Origin of the sequence: Gordonia sp. (in: high G+C Gram-positive bacteria), from assembly GCF_049299075.1 — a bacterium.
In the GTDB taxonomy this organism is placed as follows: domain Bacteria; phylum Actinomycetota; class Actinomycetes; order Mycobacteriales; family Mycobacteriaceae; genus Gordonia.
In genome coordinates, this window is record NZ_JBAQWU010000496.1 from 1 (window position 1) to 16,701 (window position 16,701).

Below are 16,701 nucleotides of genomic sequence, written 5' to 3' on the forward strand. Positions count from 1 at the left end.
GTACACACCCCCGTCGCCGGCGACGGCTCCCTCGCATCGGTGAAGCCGGGCTCCCGCGCCACCCGTGTGGTGCAGCCCGGTCTGAGCAATCTGTGCGGACGCGACGGAGCACAAGGCGCCGCCGGAGTGACCGCGATCTTCGATTTCTGCGGCCGGGACAACCGGATCGCCGAAGTCGCCGCGCAGACGTTCACCACCGCGCCGGTGAAGCAGCACACGCGGATCTCCGGGTGGACCGGCGTGCACCTGATGCAGCGGCTCGCCGCTACCGACGGCTACTGGCACGCGACCATCAACGTCGTCAAACCGGACGGACGGTCCACCGTGGTCTCGATGGGCCAATTGGTGGTCTCGTTGCGCGCCGTCGACAAGTCCCGGAGCCAGTTCGCCGCCAACGGCGACCTCATCGACCCGTTCCTGTTCCTGTCCCTGGACAACTACCACCCGGTCAAGCCGGGGCAGACGCTGGGAGTCGACATTCCGATGAGCCCCACCCAGGCGGCACTGCAGCCCGGGGACCGGCTGCGGATTGACATCTACTCGCTGAACGCCCCCAAGTCGGTGCCGCTCGGCCCGGAGATGTGGGCCAGCCGATTCGGACCACAGTTCATCGAGATCGACCCGAAGAACCCGAGCTGGATTTCCGTCCCGGTCAACCGCCCGCTGCGCTGACCAGTCGAAGCACCGGAGCAGGGCGTCAGCCGTTGAACACGACGCCCTGCTCCAATGCTTCTTTGGAAACGAGCCGGGCTGGCAGGTCACCGATCCGAATCAGGTAGCCGCCGTCGGCCACCGGGACATCGCCGACCTGGAACGACGCGAAGCACGCCTCGGCGTCGAGGTCCTCGAAGCGGTCGAATTCGGTGGAGGCGACGATCTCGCCGGAACGGACCTGGTAGATGCGCACCGGCGCACCGAGGCCCACCGGCTGACCGGTGATCGCCTGCCGAGTGGTGCAATCGACCTGCAAGGCGCCGTGGGCTGTGAAACGGGAGCTGGACACGACACCGGCGAGCAGCGCCGCGGTGGCCAGACCGGCGAGCAGGAGCGCCGCCAGCACGCTCACCACCCACACCCATCGGTGATCATGCTGCCGCCATCGGACCGGCGGCAGAAATGGACCCCGCGGCTGGAAGTACTGTACGCGCGGCGGCTCCAGGCTGCTCATGAACGCGGCGGGAAGTATTTGATCAGCGCTTCTTGCACAACGGACGCCGCGAGGGTGCCGTCCCGCATGAAGAACCTGCCCGACCCGATGCCGCGCGAACCGGCGGCCGCCGGCGATTCGGTGGCGTACAGCATCCACTCGTCGAAGCGGAACGCGCGATGGAACCACATCGAGTGGTTGACGGTGGCGGCAAACAACCGGTCCATGCCCCACGACAACCCGTGCGTGGTGATGATCGAATCAAGCACAGTGGTATCTGAGGCATACGCCATCGCGGCCACGTGCAGCAGCTGATCGTCGGGCAGCTGCCCGTCGGCCTTCATCCAGACCCGATTGTGAGTGAGGGTCTCCCCCGCGTCTTTCATCTTCCAGGTCGGATCGTTGGCGAACCGGATGTCGATCGGGTGCAGCGCGTTGACGAACAGCGCGATCTGATCCTCGTAGCCTTTGAAATGCTCACCGAGCGGCGGCAGCTCTTCCGGGTACGGGACCAGCGGAATTTCGACGGCGTGCTCGAGACCTGCATTGTTGTCCTGGAAGGCGACGAGCATGGTGAAGATCTCTTCGCCGTCTTGCATCGCGGTCACCTGGCGGTTGGCGAAGGCCTTCCCGTCGCGGAACCGTTGCACGTGGTACTCCATCGGCTTGTTCACGTCGCCGCCACGAATGAAGTGCGCGTGCAGCGCATGCACCGGCGGGTTCCCGCGCGTGCGCGTGCGGCCAGCAGCGACCACACCCTGGCCCAGCAACTGACCACCGAAGGTCCGCGCCGTCTTCTGATCCGGGTGCTGGCCGAGGAACAGATCCTCGGACACCTGCTCGATATCGAGCAGCTCGATCAGCTTGTCGAGGTCACCACCGTCGGTCTCCACGGCACGCGGATGCATCGGGTCGTTCAAGTTCCGGGTCATGGGATCAACCCTAGTGCCCGGCGCCGACCGCCGCGGTCAGTGGTCTTGTTCGCCGATGCGATGAAGGTGCAGCAAGTTGGTGGAGCCGGGAACCTGGGGCGGCGCACCGGCCACGACGACGACGACCTTGCCGTGCGCCACCGTGCCGTGCTCCTCACAGAAGTCGTCGAGCTGATCGATCATCAGATCGGTAGAGTCGACCTTCGGCACCAGGAACGGGTGCACGCCCCAGCTCAGCGTCAGCTGATTTCGAATGAGCTCACCGGTGGTGAACGTCAGCAGCGGCAGCCGCGAATGCAGCCGGGCGATCCGGCGCGCGGTGTCGCCCGTCTCGGTGAACGCGGCGATGGCGGCGACATTCAGCCGCTCCCCGATATCGCGCGCGGCATAGGTCAGTACACCGCGCTGGGTGCGCGGCACATGCTTGAGCGGCGGCACCTCCCGCGAGCTCTCTTCAGCAGCGACGACGATCGAACTCATCGTGCGCACCGTGTCGAACGGATACTTACCGACTGACGTCTCGCCGGACAACATCACCGCGTCCGCACCATCGAGCACAGCGTTGGCGACGTCCGAGGCTTCGGCGCGCGTTGGCCGAGAATTCTCGATCATCGAATCGAGCATCTGGGTGGCCACAATCACCGGTTTAGCGTTCTCGCGGGCGATCTGGATGGCCCGTTTCTGCACCAGCGGCACCTGTTCGAGCGGCATCTCCACTCCGAGGTCCCCGCGGGCGACCATGATCGCGTCGAAGGCCAGCACGATCGCCTCAAGGTTCTCGATGGCCTCCGGCTTCTCCAGCTTCGCCACGACCATCACGCGACGGCCGGCCCGATCCATGATCTCGTGAACCAACTCGATGTCGCCGGGGCTGCGCACAAACGAGAGCGCCACCAGGTCGACGCCGAGATCCAAGGCGAACTCGAGGTCGGCAATGTCTTTGTCACTCATCGCGGGAACCGAGATGTTCATGCCCGGCATGGACAGACCTTTGTGATTGCTCACCGGACCGCCCTCGGTGACACGACACACAACATCGTTACCGTCAATCTCCTCGACGGTCAGTCCAACCTTGCCGTCATCGACCAACAGTCGGTCGCCCGGCCGCGCATCCTCCGCGAGCTGCTTATAGGTGGTGGAGACCCGGTCATGCGTGCCAACGACGTCGTCGACGGTGATCCGGACGACCTCGCCGTCATTCCAGTTCACCATGCCGTTCGGTTGGCCGTTCTCCTCGAACCAACCCAGCCTAATTTTCGGTCCCTGCAGGTCAGCCAGGATACCGATGGGCTTCCCAGTGATTTCGGAGGCCTTCCGCACGGCCTCGTAGACTGCCTTATGGTCCGCATGCTTACCGTGGCTGAAGTTCATGCGAGCGACGTTCATGCCGCTCTCCACCAACTCGGTGATGTTCTCGAGAGTGTTGGTCGCAGGGCCGAGGGTGCAGACGATCTTGGTTCGACGGGTCACCCGGTTAAGGCTAGTCCTTTCCGGCCGAACCTTCTTGGTCAGCATCGTCGTCGCCGCCCACATCGACGGTCGGGACCGAACCCGCGTCCTTGATCACGATCATCGTCGACTCCGGATCCGCCGAAATCACCTCGCGGATCTCGATGCCGCCTGCATCGGGGGCTGCCGCCGCGTCGGCAGTCACGACCAGACCGGCATCCGCTGCCAGCTCCTCGGTCGCCTCCTCCGCGGTAGGCTCTTCCTCCATCACCGGGTCTGTATCGATCACCGGGTCTGCATCGATCACCGGGTCTGCATCGATCACCGGGTCTGCATCGAACACCGTGGTGGGCGCCCACTGGGCATCCTCGTCGTCCGGCTCCGTGACTGGCTCGTCCGGCTCCGTGACTGGCTCATCCGGCTGCTTGACTGGCACATCCGGAACGTCATCGTCGTCGAGGGACGGCGACACATAGCCAAGCACCCCCTCGGCGGCGAGTTCCTCCGCCCGTTTCGGCCAAAACATCTGTAAACCGGTTTCCCGGCCGCGCGGCGCCAACACAAAGTACAGAGCGGCGCACAGGAACAATATCGCCGAGGTGAACAAGTTGATCCGCAGCCCCAGAATGTGGGTTGCCGGATCGGTGCGCAACATTTCTACGCCGAAGCGGCCCAGGCAGTAGCCCGCCACATACAGGGCGAAGAGGCGTCCGTGACCGACGCGGAACTGCCGGTCGATGAGCACCAGGGCGATCACCACCAGGATGTTCCACAACATTTCGTACAGGAAGGTGGGGTGCACCACGTAGGCGACCTCACCGGTCGAGACACCGTTCGGCAGCGCAATGCCTCGGCGCGGACCGTCCTCACGCCAAAACAGCTCCAACCCCCACGGCACCGATGTCTGTCCGCCGTACAACTCCTGGTTGAAGTAATTGCCGAGACGGCCGATGGCCTGCGCCAGCAGAACAGCCGGTGCGAGGGCGTCACCGAAAGAGGGCAATTTGATGCCCTTCCAAAACCGGCAGGCGATCCAGGCCCCGACGGCGCCTAGGATCACTGCACCCCAGATGCCCAGACCGCCATCCCACACCGCGATAGCCCCCGACAGACCCCTGCCGTCGGCACCAAAATAGGTCGTCCAGTCGGTGAGCACGTGGTATATCCGACCGCCGACAAGCCCGAAAGGCACCGCGAACAGCGCAACGTCGAGCACATCGCCCGGCTGGCCGCCGCGAGCCCGCCAGCGGCGATCACCCCACCAGACGGCGACGACGATGCCAACGATGATGCACAGCGCATAGGCGCGCAACGGGAACGGCCCCAGATGCCAGACCCCCTGGGCCGGGCTGGGAATGTACGCGAGAAGCGTCATATCACTCACGCATGTCACCCTAGCCGCTCACGCTCCGAGCTCGTCGAAGGGTTAGGGCGCGTTGCCGCGGACACCCTCGGCGAGTTCGTTCACCAAAGCCGCGACCGCCCGCTGGCCCTCAGCGACCGCCGAGACGATCGCCGAACCGACGATCACCCCGTCGGCGTACTCGGCGATCTCGGCGGCCTGCGCACCGCTACGCACACCCAAACCGACACCGATCGGGATATCAGAGCACTCCCGGACGCGGGCACAGAGTTCCGGCGCCATCGATGACACCGAGTCCCGCGCGCCGGTCACCCCCATCGTCGAGGCGGCGTAGACGAACCCACGACAGTGTTCCAGGGTCATCGCGAGCCGCTCCGGGGTAGATGACGGCGCGACCAGATAGATCTGATCGAGGTGATGCGCCGCGGACGCGACGTGCCACTGCGCACCTTCCTCGGGAATCAGGTTCGGCGTGATCACGCCGACCCCGCCCGCCGCGGCCAAGTCCCGCGCGAAGGCGTCGACGCCGTACCGCAGGACCAGGTTCCAGTAGGTCATCACCACCGGTTGCGCACCGGCAGCGGCCACCGTCTCGGCGGCGGCGAAGACATCGCGGACTCGGCTGCCGTTAGCCAGGGCGGTCTGCGCCGCCCGGGCGACCGTCGGACCGTCCATCACCGGGTCGGAGTACGGAATACCGATCTCGATAATGTCGCAGCCGGCCTCCACCATCGTCCGCATCGTCCGCAGCGATTCGGGCACCGTCGGATAGCCGACCGGGGTGTAGCCGATGAGTGCGGCACGCCCCTCGGCCCGACACGCAGCGAACGTCGGCCCCAAGCGGGAAGCGGGGGCACTGATACGGCTCATGCGCCGGTCTCCTCGTCGGTCCCGGACCGGGCGGTCGGCTGCTGGTCGGCTTTCTGCTGGGCCGCGTACTCGAACTCCGACGGCGGTGTACCGAACAATCCGAACCATTGCGCGGCGGTATCGACATCCTTGTCGCCGCGCCCGGACAGGCACACGACGATGATCGCGCCCGGCCCCAGTTCTCGGCCCAACGTCAGGGCACCGGCCACCGCGTGCGCCGACTCTATCGCCGGGATGATGCCCTCGCGGCGGGACAGCAACGCGAGTGACTCCATAGCCTCCGCGTCGGTGACCGGCCGGTACTCGGCGCGACCGATCTCGCGCAGATAAGCGTGCTCGGGGCCCACCCCGGGATAGTCCAGTCCCGCCGAGATGGAATGCGATTCGATGGTCTGCCCGTCCTCGTCCTGCAGCAGATACGAGTAGGCGCCTTGGAAGGCGCCCGGGCTTCCACCGGTGAAGGTGGCCGCATGCCTGCCGGTCTCCACCCCATCGCCTGCGGCCTCGCACCCGACTAGTCGCACCCCGTCGTCGTCGAGGAACGGATGGAAGATGCCGATCGCATTGGATCCGCCGCCGACACAGGCGACCACCGCGTCGGGCAGTCGCCCAGCCTGGTCCAGAATCTGCACCCGCGCCTCCATCCCGATGATCCGCTGCAGATCGCGCACCATCATCGGGAACGGGTGCGGTCCGGCGGCGGTACCGAAGCAGTAGTAGGTGGTGTCGGCGTTGGCAACCCAGTCACGCAGCGCCTCATTGATCGCATCCTTGAGGGTCGCCGAGCCCGTCTCCACCGCGACGACGTCGGCGCCGAGCAGTCGCATCCGGGCAACGTTCAGCGCTTGCCGTTCGGTGTCGACGCGACCCATGTAGATCACGCAATCGAGCCCGAGGAGCGCGCACGCCGTCGCAGTTGCGACCCCGTGCTGACCGGCGCCCGTCTCGGCGATGACCCGCGTCTTCCCCATCCGCTGCGCGAGCAGCGCCTGACCAAGGACGTTGTTGATCTTGTGCGATCCGGTGTGGTTCAGGTCCTCCCGTTTGAGGAAGATCCGGGCGCCGCCTGCCTCTGCGGTGAGCCGCTTGGCCTCGTACAGCGGCGACGGCCGACCGGTGTAGTCGCGCGCCAACTGGTCTAGTTCGGCGAAGAATTGGCTGTCGGTGCGCAGCTTCTCGTAGGTGGCGGTCGCCTCCTCGATCACCGCCATCAGCGCCTCGGGCACATGCCGACCGCCGAACACTCCCCAATGCCCCCACTCGTCGGGACCGATCAGCGAGCGCTGCGCGACGCCGTCACTGGCCTGCGGAAAACGGTCGGAGCCGGATTGTTCGGTCACGTCACTCACTATCAGTGCGAGGGTTTCGGGCACGACGGATGCGTACCCGCGGTCACCAGGTCGGAGACCGCTTGACGGGGATCACCGCTGGTAACCAGGCCTTCACCGACGAGCACCGCGTCGGCGCCAGCACCGGCATAGGCCAGTAAGTCGGCTGGGCCGCGGACCCCGGACTCGGCGATTTTGATGATCTTGGACGGCAGGCCCGGAGCAATGCGGGCGAAGCAGTCGCGATCGACTTGAAGGGTCTTGAGGTTGCGGGCGTTGACGCCGATGACGGTAGCCCCGGCTTCCAGGGCCCGGTCGGCTTCGGACTCGGTGTGCACCTCGACGAGCGCGGTCATCCCGAGCGATTCGGTGCGGTCGAGCAACGAGGCCAGCACTTGTTGTTCGAGCGCGGCCACGATCAGCAGGATCACATCGGCACCGTGGGCCCGGGCTTCATGAATTTGGTAGGGGCCGACGATGAAGTCCTTACGCAGGACAGGGATGTCGACGGCCGCCCGGACAGCGTCCAGATCGGCAAGACTGCCCCGGAATCGTCGTTCCTCCGTCAGCACGCTGACGATCCGCGCTCCGCCCTCTTCGTAGACGCGAGCCAACTGGGCCGGATCGGCAATGTTGGCGAGCTCGCCCTTCGACGGACTGGCCCGTTTGACTTCGGCAATGACACCAATGCCCGGAAGGAGCAGGGCCGCTGTGGCGTCGCGCGGTTCGGGCGCCCGCGTGGCCGCTTCTTTCACCGCCGCCAGATCCAGGACCGCTTCGCGCGCAGCAACGTCGGCCTTCACGCCCTCGATGATCGAATCGAGCACTGTGCCGCCATTCACTGAGCCGGCCCCTTTCTCCACCCGGACGACTCGTCCGATACGTGTCGCGCGGATGGCTCCAAGACTAGATACTGCCCTTTGGAGCCCGGTCCCCGGGGTCTCCTCCGTCCGGTCCAGACGTGGGGTCCACCCCGTGGTCGAGAGCATCCCAGAATTCCCGCTCGGACTGTGCGCGATCCCGGTCGGCGAAAACCTGACGCTCCAAGTCGGCGCGCCGGGCCGCGGGCGACGTGTACTTCGAAGACATCTTGCTGGCGCCGGACGCCGAGCGGGACATCAGCACCGCGCCGACCACCGCGCACAAGGCCGCCAGCAGGGCGAGCACTCCGGCACCGGTGAAGGTCGTCACGGCGATCACATCCGAGCGGGCCGGCAGGTCGATCGTCTCGGCCGCGTACAGGTTGTTGGCACCGCTGGTCATCATCGAAATGGCGGGCACGGCCACCAAAATGGCGCCCAGGGCCACCACTATCGCCACCACACGCAGGACGATCCCGTGCAACACGAACTGCACCGCCAACGCGGCAAGGAAGAGCAGGGCGACGGCCAGCAGCCACGGACTCCAGTCCGAACCTACGACATCGAAGACTCGCGGCTCACCGAGCCCGTCTTCGGTGTACACCTGCGCCCACCGCATCCGGGAAGCGCCCCACAGCAGGCCCGCCGCGGCGAGCAAGAAAAGCGCCGCGACGGCCCGCGGGCGGCGGTTGGGTGCGGATTCCTCAGTCACAGCTGTCTCCTACCGGGGTCATAGTGCCTGCCGCGGCAATGGCTTTGAGGACCGCCATGGCTTTGTTACGGGCCTCGTTGAACTCGTACTCGGCTTCACTGTCAGCCACCACGCCGGCGCCGGCCTGCACAAAAGCGGTGCCTTCGGTCATCAGCGCCGTGCGGATGGCGATGGCGGTGTCGGCGTCCCCAGCGAAGTCCAGGTATCCGACGATGCCGCCATACAGTCCGCGGCGGGTGATCTCGTTCTCGTCGATCAGCGCCATGGCCCGCACCTTCGGCGCACCGGTCAACGTCCCGGCCGGGAAACAGGCGGTGACGGCGTCGAGGGCACGCTGATTCTCGCGAAGCTGCCCGGATACGGTCGAGACCAGGTGCATTACGTGGCTGTACCGCTCGACGCGCCGGTAGTCGGTGACGCGGACCGTGCCCGGTTCGCAGACGCGACCGAGGTCGTTGCGGCCCAAATCCACCAGCATCAGGTGCTCGGCATTCTCCTTCTCGTCTTCGAGTAGCCCTTTAGCCAGCAGGAGATCTTCTTCCTCGGTGGCTCCACGCCACCGGGTGCCCGCGATCGGGTGCGTGGTGGCCAGTCCGTCGGTGACGGTGACCAGGGCCTCCGGCGACGAGCCCACAACGCTGAACGGCTTCGCGCCCACCCCGACGTCACCGACCCCAGGCAGCCGCAACAGGTACATGTACGGGCTCGGATTCGAGGCCCGTAGCATGCGGTACACGTCGACCGGGTCGGCCTCGGTGGCTATCTCAAAACGCATCGACGGCACCACCTGAAAGGCTTCACCGGCCTCGATGGCCTCAATCAGCCCGTCCACGACCGGCCGGAAATCGTCCAGCGACCGTTGGCTGACGTACTCGGGTTCGGGCTGGGTGAACGACGACACCGTCGAGGGTGCTGGCGCGGCCAGCGCGGCAGTCATCGCGTCCAGTCGAGCGACCGCGTCGGCGTAGGCGTGCTCGGCGCGCGCGGCGCTGCCGTCGAAGTTGATGGCGTTGGCGATCAGAGTGATGGTGCCCTCGTGGTGGTCGACGGCGGCCAGATCGGCAACGAGTAGCCAGCACATGTCTGGCAGCCCCAAATCGTCAACGGTGTGCGCGGGCAGATGTTCCAGGGTGCGCACAAAGTCGTAGGCCATGAAACCGACGAACCCGCCGGTCAGCGGCGGCATATCCGGCAGCGGATCGGTATGCAGCAGGCGCAGCGATTCGGCGAGCGCGGCGAGCGGATCGCCGTCGGTGGGCGCCCCCTCCGGAACGGTGCCCCACCAGTGCGTCTGACCGTCGACGACGGTGAGCGCCGACGGCGCACCCGCGCCGATAAAGCTCCAGCGCGACCACGACTGGCCGTTCTGCGCGGACTCCAGCAGAAACGTGCCCTCGCGGTCGCCAGCCAGCTTCTGGTAGGCCGACAGCGGCGTCTCGGAGTCGGCCAGCAGCTTCCGGGTCACCGGCACCACGCGATGGTCGGCGGCCAGATCCAGAAACTCGGCGAGACTGGTGGTGTGCGGGCCGGTCATCCGAGCGGAACCCCGCCGACGCCCCACTGGGTGCGCGGAATCTCGGTGATGGTCACCCACACCGAGTCCGGATTCTTGCCGGTGGCGCGCGCGTAGGCCTCGGTCACGGCGGCAATGGTCTCGTTCTTGACCCGATCGGACAGGCCCGGGGTCTGAGAGATCTGGATGAGCGGCACGGCGGCGGTCCTTCCTCTAATCGGTCTCGACAGGTACGCCGAACTCGAGCGGCGCGGTGTCGAAGCAGCTGTGATTGCCGGTGTGGCAGGCGGCACCGGTCTGATCGACCGTCAACAGCAGCGTATCGCCGTCGCAGTCGACGGTGATGTCGTGCACGTACTGGATATGACCGCTGGTCTCCCCCTTCACCCAGTATTGCTGGCGGGAACGGGAATAGTAGGTGGCCCGGCGGGTGGCGAGGGTGCGCGCGAGCGCCTCGTCGTCCATCCAGGCCAGCATCAGTACCCGACCGGTGCTGCGTTCCTGGGCGATGGCGGCGATGAGGCCATCGTCGGTCCGCTTGAGGCGGGCGGTGAGTTCGTCGGGAAGGGCCATGGGAATCCTGTCCATCTAGTCGTGCGCGGTGCGGACCACAATGCCCTGCGCGGCCATCGCGTCTTTCACCTGACCGATGGTCAATTCACCGAAGTGGAACACCGATGCGGCCAGGACCGCATCGGCGCCGGCGGCAACGGCGGGCGGGAAGTCGGCGACCTGACCCGCACCCCCGCTGGCGATGACCGGCACCGAGACGGCGGCGCGGACGGCTTCGATCATCCGCAGATCGAAACCGGATTTGGTGCCGTCGGCGTCCATCGAGTTCAGCAGGATCTCCCCCACGCCGAGTTCCTCTCCGCGGCGGGCCCACTCCACGGCATCAAGGCCGGTCCCCGTGCGTCCACCGTGGGTGGTGACCTCCCAGCCGGACGGCGTGGGATCGGCCCCACGGGGCACGGTCCGCGCATCCACTGAGAGGACAATGCACTGCGCGCCGAACCGGCGACTCATCTCCTCAAGCACCTCCGGGCGTGCGATGGCCGCAGTGTTCACGCTCACCTTGTCGGCCCCGGCGCGCAGCATGGTGTCGACGTCGTCGACGGTCCGGATCCCGCCGCCGACGGTGAGCGGGATGAAAATTTGGTCGGCCGCCGCGCGCACCACGTCGATCATGGTGGCGCGACCGGAACTGGACGCGGTCACATCCAGGAAAGTCAGCTCGTCGGCGCCCTCGGCGTCGTACCGGGCGGCCAGCTCGACCGGGTCGCCGGCGTCCCGCAGATTCGCGAAGTTGACGCCTTTGACCACCCGTCCGCCATCGACGTCCAGACACGGGATCACGCGTACTGCCAGGCTCATGTGTTTACCTCTTCCGAGTAGGTCAGGGTTCGCGGCTCGGGCCAGTCCCCGCCGGCCAGCACTTCCAACAACTCCGCGTGCACCCCGGGTGTTCCCGCCACCAGCGACGGCGTGCGCACCGTCCACGGACGCCCAAAGATGTCGGTGGCCACACCCCCGGCGGCCCGCACCAGTGCGACGCCCGCGGCATGATCCCAGGGGTGGCGACCGTACGAGACGGCCCCGGACAAGTGCCCGGCCGCGACATAGGCCATATCGAAGCCGGTGCACCCGTGGATCCGGATTCGGGCATCCCGGCGCGCGATCTGATCCTGCGCCCAGGCCCGTTCGGCGCCCGGAAAGATTCCGCGGGAATCCGCGCGCGACGACGAGTAGCCGATCGCCGCCGAGTGCAGACTGTGGCGGCGGCCGAGGGGCGCGTCGGCGACCGCGACGCCGTCGACCAGCAGCGGCCCGCCATGGTGCGCAGCGAACCGCTGATCGAGCCGTGGCACCCAGGTCAGACCGATCACCGGCACGCCGTCGACGACGAGGGCCAGCAGCATGGCTGTCATCGGCAAACCGACCGAGTAGTTGAAAGTGCCGTCGATCGGGTCCACCAGCCAGACGGCGCCGACCGACGGATCGGGGCCGCCGAACTCCTCACCGTGCACCGGAATCGCCGTGCGCTGCGCCAGTTCGGCGGCAATGCGCCGCTCCAGCGCGAGGTCCATTTCGGTGGCGAAGTCGGTACCGCCCTTAGCGACGGCGCTCGGCGCGCCCGCCCCGCGCACGAAGGACGCAACGCACTCGTCGAGGACCCCGCTGGCAATGGCCAGCAGAGCGGGAAGGTCGAGATCGTGCACGCCGGGGAGCTTCGTCACTGCCCGGCTGCGGCGACGGCGGCCAGTGCCTGCGGCAAGGTGAAGCGTCCGGCGTAGAGCGCCTTGCCGATGATCGCGCCCTCGACACCGAGCGGCACGAGTTCGGCGATAGCGAGCAGGTCACCGAGTTCGGCGATTCCTCCGGAGGCGACGACCGGAGCGTCGGTGCGCCGAGCGACCTCTTCCAGTAGCTGCAGGTTCGGGCCGGTCAGCGTGCCGTCCTTGCTGACATCAGTGACCACGTAGCGCGCACACCCATCGTTGTTCAACCGGTCGAGGACGTCCCAGACCTCCCCGCCTTCGGTCACCCAGCCGCGGCCACGGACCCGGTAAACCCCGGCCTCATCGCGCAGCACGTCCAGCCCGACAGCGATCTTGTCGCCATGCTCGGCGATGGCGCGAGCGCACCACGCAGGATCCTCGATGGCGGCAGTACCCAGGTTCACGCGGGTGCAGCCCGTCGCCAACACGGCAGCCAGCGAGGCATCGTCGCGGATACCGCCGGAGAGTTCCAGCTTCACGTTCAGTTCGGCGGCCACCTGCGCGATCAGCGCACGGTTCTCACCGCGACCAAAGGCGGCGTCAAGATCGACCATGTGAATCCACTGGGCACCGCCCTGTTCCCAGGCAAGCGCCGCATCGCGGGGCGTCCCGTAGGACGTCTCCGAGCCAGCGGCGCCCTGCACCAGTCGGACCGCCTGACCGTCGACAATGTCGACAGCCGGAAGGAGCTCAAGAATTCGGGCCATGTGCGCGGTCACTGCTTTCCCTGGTCGGTACGTTGCTGCTGTGTGAGTCGGTCGATCTCGTATTGCACGTGCCGCAGTTCGCGGCGGGCGACGACGGCCATCGCGACGAGCATGAGGACCACCGCGCCGATGGCGACGCCGAGCGCCGCACTTGGATGTTCGGCAGCCAGGAGCCATACGATCGGCACCGCCGCCAGCAGTACGGCTGCCGCCGCGCCTAAAGCCCGGGCGATCAGGCGGCCGAACGAGAAATTCTCGGCCGCCAGCGCGTGTGACGGCGAGGTCACAGCGTCGCCACCCAGTTACGCAGTAGGGCCGCGCCCACATCGCCGGACTTCTCCGGATGGAATTGGGTCGCCCACAGTGGGCCGTTCTCGACGGCGGCCAGGAACGGCGCGCCGTAGTCGGTCCACGCCAGCCTGGGCGCGGTCAGCGGCGAGCCGACGTTGTCCAATTCCCACGTTTGCGCGGCGTACGAGTGCACAAAGTAGAAGCGCGCGTCCGCGTCGATCCCGGCGAACATCGTCGAATCGTCCGGAAAGTCGATGGTGTTCCAGCCCATATGCGGCAGTACCGGCGCGGGTAGCCGCGTCACCGCACCGGGCCACTCGCCGCAGCCTTGCGCTTCCACACCGAATTCGATGCCCTCGTCGAACAGCACCTGCATGCCGACACAGATACCCAGGACCGGGCGGCCGCCAGCGAGTCGTCGGCCAATGATTCGGTCGCCGCGCACCGCGCGCAGGCCATCCATGCAGGCATCGAAAGCGCCGACACCAGGCACCAGCAATCCGTCGGCTTGCAGTGCGGTCTCGAAGTCGGTGGTCACCTCGACGTGGGCTCCGGCCCGCTCCAGCGCACGCTGGGCCGAACGCACGTTGCCCGAGCCGTAATCGAGGAGAACGACGGTGCGCTGACCGGTCACAGGCTGCCCTTGGTGGAGGGGATTCCGGTGATGCGCGGATCGGGTTCGACCGCGGCGCGCAGCGCGCGGGCCACCGCCTTGAACTCGGCCTCGGTGATGTGGTGCGGGTCGCGGCCGTACAGCACGCGTACGTGCAGCGCGATGCGCGCGTTGAGGGCCAACGATTCCCAGACGTGCTGGTTTATCACGGTCGCGTACGACGTCACCGGACCTTTATCACCGGAATACCCGGCGCCGATGACAGTGGTGAGCATCTGGTCAGGTTCGCCAGTAAAGACACAGTACGGGCGACCGGAGACGTCGACGATCGCCTGCGCGAGGGTCTCGTCCATCGGGATCCACGCGTCGCCGAACCGGCGGATGCCACGCTTATCGCCCAGCGCCTCGGCGATCGCCTGACCGAGCACGATCATCGTGTCTTCGACAGTGTGGTGCGCCTCGATCTCGATATCGCCGACGGCGCGCACCGTCAGGTCGAAGCCGCCGTGTGCGCCGAAGGCGGTCAACATGTGGTCGAAGAACGGCACTCGGGTGGATATGTCGGTGACGCCGGTGCCGTCGAGGTCGATCTCCACCACGATCGAGGATTCTCGCGTGGTGCGCTCAACGCGCGCTGTGCGCCTCATCAGCTTCTCACTCATCAGCGGGGGCCTTTCGGTCAGTACCAGCCAGTGTCCGGCTGACATCGAGGAAGACGTCGTTCTCGGCGGGCAGACCTATCGTCGCACGCAAACGATGGTCGATACCCACGTCTCGGATCAGGACGCCGTGGTCAAGGTACCGCTGCCAGCTGGCCGCGGCGTCAAGGAACTCGCCGAAGAGGATGAAATTGGCGTCCGAGGCAACGACGTCGTAGCCCATCACGGTCAGTTCGTTGGTGACCCGTCGGCGCTCGGCCACGATGGCGGCCACCCCGGCGAGGGTTTCGCTGCTGTGCCGCAGCGCGACGCGCGCCGCGGCCTGGGTGAGCACCGATAGGTGGTAGGGCAGCCGGACCAGCAGCAGCGCCTCGATCATCGCCGGCGCGGCAGCCAGATAACCGAGGCGGCCACCGGCGAAGGCGAACGCCTTGCTCATCGTGCGCGAGACGATGAGCTTCGCCGGATACTCGTCGATCAGGCGCACCGCGCTGGGGCGGTCGGAGAACTCGCCGTAGGCCTCGTCGACGATCACGATGCCCGGGGCGATCTCCAGGATGCGGCGCAGATCGGTCAGCTCGACCGAACCGCCGGTCGGATTGTTCGGCGACGTCACGAAGACGACGTCAGGCTGCTGCCCGGCGATCTCCTCGACCGCGAAATCGACGTCCAGACTGAAGTCGGCGGCGCGTTTAGCGTCGAGCCAGGTGGTCTCGGTGCCGTCGGAGATAATCGGGTGCATCGAATACGACGGTGTGAACCCCAGCGCGGTGCGGCCCGGTCCACCGAACGCCTGCAGGATCTGCTGCAGAATCTCGTTGGAACCGTTTGCGGCCCACAGGTTTTCGGCCGCGAGTTGGGTGCCGGTCGCGTCGGTCAGGTAGTCGGCAAGGTCGGTCCGCAGCGCCGTCGCGTCCCGGTCCGGGTAGCGATGCAAGGTGGTTCCGCAGTCAGCGACAGCTGCAGCGATGTCGTCGACCAAGGCTTGGCTCGGCGGGTGCGGGTTCTCGTTGGTGTTGAGCACCACCGACACCGACAGCTGCGGCGCGCCGTACGGGCTCTTCCCGCGCAGACTGTCGCGGATCGGCAGATCAGCAAGCGTGGCCGCGCTCCCCGGCACTCCCGCTCCCAAATCTTCGCCCACTCCCTGAGCCTGTCGAAGGGTCATGAGCGCACCCCGAATCGCACCTGAACGGCGTCGCCGTGCGCCGGCAGATCCTCGGCCGCAGCGAGCGTGACCACCGTCTCGGCGACACCGGCGAGGGCCTCGCGATCGTAGTCGATCACGTGCACGCCGCGCAGGAAGCTCTGCACTGACAGCCCGGAGGCGTAACGCGCCGAGCCAGATGTGGGCAGCACGTGGTTGGAGCCAGCGCAGTAGTCGCCGAGGCTCACCGGCGCGTAGTCACCAACGAAGATCGCGCCCGCGTTGGTAACGCGCTCCGCCACGGCGGCCGCATCGCGGGTCATGATCTCCAGGTGCTCGGCCGCGTAGGCGTCGACGACGCGCAGCCCCTCGTCGATGTCGTCGACCAGGACGACGCCCGACTGTCGGCCACTCAGCGCGGTGATGACCCGCTCGGAGTGCTTGGTGGCCGCGGCCTGTTCGGTGATGGCCGTGTCGACGGCGTCGGCGAGCTCGGGGCTGTCGGTGACCAGCACGGAGGCGGCCAGCACGTCGTGTTCGGCCTGGCTCACCATGTCCGCGGCGACCAGCGCCGGGTTCGCCGAGCTGTCGGCCAGGATGGCGATCTCGGTGGGCCCGGCTTCGGAGTCGATACCGACCGCACCGCGCACCAGGCGCTTGGCCGCGGTGACGTAGATATTGCCGGGGCCGGTGATCAGGTCGACCGGATCGAGATCGGCTGTAACGTTCCCCGTCGCTTCGCTCGCCCAGGGTCGGGTGTCGGTGCCGCCGTAGGCCAGCAGCGCAATGCCCTGGGCGCCGCCGACTGCCCACACTTCGTCGACGCCGAGC

Annotated in this window: 20 protein-coding genes; 1 reads left to right on the top strand and 19 read right to left on the bottom strand. The window is 67.0% G+C overall.

The genetic code is table 11. The features are described from left to right. A partial coding sequence (locus WAW85_RS15605; RefSeq protein ID WP_422560502.1) for a CocE/NonD family hydrolase C-terminal non-catalytic domain-containing protein occupies positions 1 to 672 on the top strand: 672 nt, incomplete at its 5' end. A 25-nt stretch (positions 673 to 697) separates the two neighbouring features. Here WAW85_RS15605 and WAW85_RS15610 read toward each other — a convergent pair. The 19 genes from WAW85_RS15610 to hisD form a co-directional block, all read right to left on the bottom strand. Beyond that, entirely contained in the window at positions 698 to 1,168 is a 471-nt protein-coding gene (locus WAW85_RS15610) for a hypothetical protein (protein WP_422560503.1), read from the bottom strand. Then, the gene (locus tag WAW85_RS15615) at positions 1,165 to 2,079 is read right to left on the bottom strand and encodes an acyl-CoA thioesterase (protein WP_422560504.1); all 915 of its coding nucleotides are present in this window, start codon (positions 2,077 to 2,079) and stop codon (positions 1,165 to 1,167) included. Before WAW85_RS15615 ends, WAW85_RS15610 begins: the two co-directional genes overlap by 4 nt. Positions 2,080 to 2,115: 36 nt before the next feature. Beyond that, complete coding sequence (gene pyk / locus WAW85_RS15620) at positions 2,116 to 3,549, bottom strand: pyruvate kinase (RefSeq protein ID WP_422560505.1); 1,434 nt, start codon at positions 3,547 to 3,549, stop codon at positions 2,116 to 2,118. Between the two features lie 10 nt (positions 3,550 to 3,559). Further along, positions 3,560 to 4,903, bottom strand: a complete 1,344-nt coding sequence (gene lgt / locus WAW85_RS15625) for a prolipoprotein diacylglyceryl transferase (protein ID WP_422560518.1) — start codon at positions 4,901 to 4,903, stop codon at positions 3,560 to 3,562. A 51-nt stretch (positions 4,904 to 4,954) separates the two neighbouring features. After that, positions 4,955 to 5,761 (bottom strand): tryptophan synthase subunit alpha, encoded by an 807-nt coding sequence (gene trpA / locus WAW85_RS15630; protein ID WP_422560506.1) that lies wholly within the window; start codon positions 5,759 to 5,761, stop codon positions 4,955 to 4,957. Next, positions 5,758 to 7,110 carry a tryptophan synthase subunit beta gene (trpB, locus tag WAW85_RS15635; RefSeq protein ID WP_422560519.1) on the bottom strand — a complete coding sequence of 451 codons (1,353 nt, stop codon included), beginning with the start codon at positions 7,108 to 7,110 and terminating at the stop codon, positions 5,758 to 5,760. Before trpB ends, trpA begins: the two co-directional genes overlap by 4 nt. A 2-nt stretch (positions 7,111 to 7,112) precedes the next feature. Continuing rightward, positions 7,113 to 7,931 (bottom strand): indole-3-glycerol phosphate synthase TrpC, encoded by an 819-nt coding sequence (gene trpC / locus WAW85_RS15640; RefSeq protein WP_422560520.1) that lies wholly within the window; start codon positions 7,929 to 7,931, stop codon positions 7,113 to 7,115. Positions 7,932 to 7,995: 64 nt separating this feature from the next. Further along, positions 7,996 to 8,661: a TIGR02234 family membrane protein gene (locus WAW85_RS15645; protein ID WP_422560507.1), complete on the bottom strand. Its 666-nt coding sequence runs from the start codon at positions 8,659 to 8,661 to the stop codon at positions 7,996 to 7,998. After that, entirely contained in the window at positions 8,654 to 10,195 is a 1,542-nt protein-coding gene (locus WAW85_RS15650) for an anthranilate synthase component I (RefSeq protein WP_422560508.1), read from the bottom strand. The genes WAW85_RS15645 and WAW85_RS15650 overlap by 8 nt, the downstream gene beginning before the upstream one ends. Further along, on the bottom strand, positions 10,192 to 10,371 hold the full coding sequence (locus tag WAW85_RS15655; protein WP_422560509.1) for a tautomerase family protein: 180 nt from the start codon (positions 10,369 to 10,371) through the stop codon (positions 10,192 to 10,194). Before WAW85_RS15655 ends, WAW85_RS15650 begins: the two co-directional genes overlap by 4 nt. A 16-nt stretch (positions 10,372 to 10,387) precedes the next feature. Next, on the bottom strand, positions 10,388 to 10,747 hold the full coding sequence (gene hisI, locus WAW85_RS15660) for a phosphoribosyl-AMP cyclohydrolase (protein WP_422560521.1): 360 nt from the start codon (positions 10,745 to 10,747) through the stop codon (positions 10,388 to 10,390). Between the two features lie 15 nt (positions 10,748 to 10,762). Further along, positions 10,763 to 11,548: an imidazole glycerol phosphate synthase subunit HisF gene (gene hisF / locus WAW85_RS15665; protein ID WP_422560510.1), complete on the bottom strand. Its 786-nt coding sequence runs from the start codon at positions 11,546 to 11,548 to the stop codon at positions 10,763 to 10,765. Next, on the bottom strand, positions 11,545 to 12,411 hold the full coding sequence (locus tag WAW85_RS15670) for an inositol monophosphatase family protein (RefSeq protein ID WP_422560511.1): 867 nt from the start codon (positions 12,409 to 12,411) through the stop codon (positions 11,545 to 11,547). Before WAW85_RS15670 ends, hisF begins: the two co-directional genes overlap by 4 nt. After that, the gene (gene priA, locus WAW85_RS15675; RefSeq protein WP_422560512.1) at positions 12,408 to 13,160 is read right to left on the bottom strand and encodes a bifunctional 1-(5-phosphoribosyl)-5-((5-phosphoribosylamino)methylideneamino)imidazole-4-carboxamide isomerase/phosphoribosylanthranilate isomerase PriA; all 753 of its coding nucleotides are present in this window, start codon (positions 13,158 to 13,160) and stop codon (positions 12,408 to 12,410) included. Before priA ends, WAW85_RS15670 begins: the two co-directional genes overlap by 4 nt. 8 nt (positions 13,161 to 13,168) lie before the next feature. Beyond that, entirely contained in the window at positions 13,169 to 13,447 is a 279-nt protein-coding gene (locus WAW85_RS15680) for a hypothetical protein (RefSeq protein WP_422560513.1), read from the bottom strand. Continuing rightward, on the bottom strand, positions 13,444 to 14,085 hold the full coding sequence (gene hisH, locus WAW85_RS15685; protein WP_422560514.1) for an imidazole glycerol phosphate synthase subunit HisH: 642 nt from the start codon (positions 14,083 to 14,085) through the stop codon (positions 13,444 to 13,446). Before hisH ends, WAW85_RS15680 begins: the two co-directional genes overlap by 4 nt. Then, entirely contained in the window at positions 14,082 to 14,726 is a 645-nt protein-coding gene (hisB, locus tag WAW85_RS15690) for an imidazoleglycerol-phosphate dehydratase HisB (protein WP_422560515.1), read from the bottom strand. The genes hisH and hisB overlap by 4 nt, the downstream gene beginning before the upstream one ends. Then, positions 14,719 to 15,891, bottom strand: coding sequence for a histidinol-phosphate transaminase (locus WAW85_RS15695; RefSeq protein WP_422560516.1), 1,173 nt, complete (start codon positions 15,889 to 15,891; stop codon positions 14,719 to 14,721). Before WAW85_RS15695 ends, hisB begins: the two co-directional genes overlap by 8 nt. Beyond that, positions 15,888 to 16,701, bottom strand: an 814-nt coding sequence (gene hisD, locus WAW85_RS15700) for a histidinol dehydrogenase (protein ID WP_422560517.1), incomplete at its 5' end; no start/stop codon positions are given. The genes WAW85_RS15695 and hisD, both read right to left, overlap by 4 nt.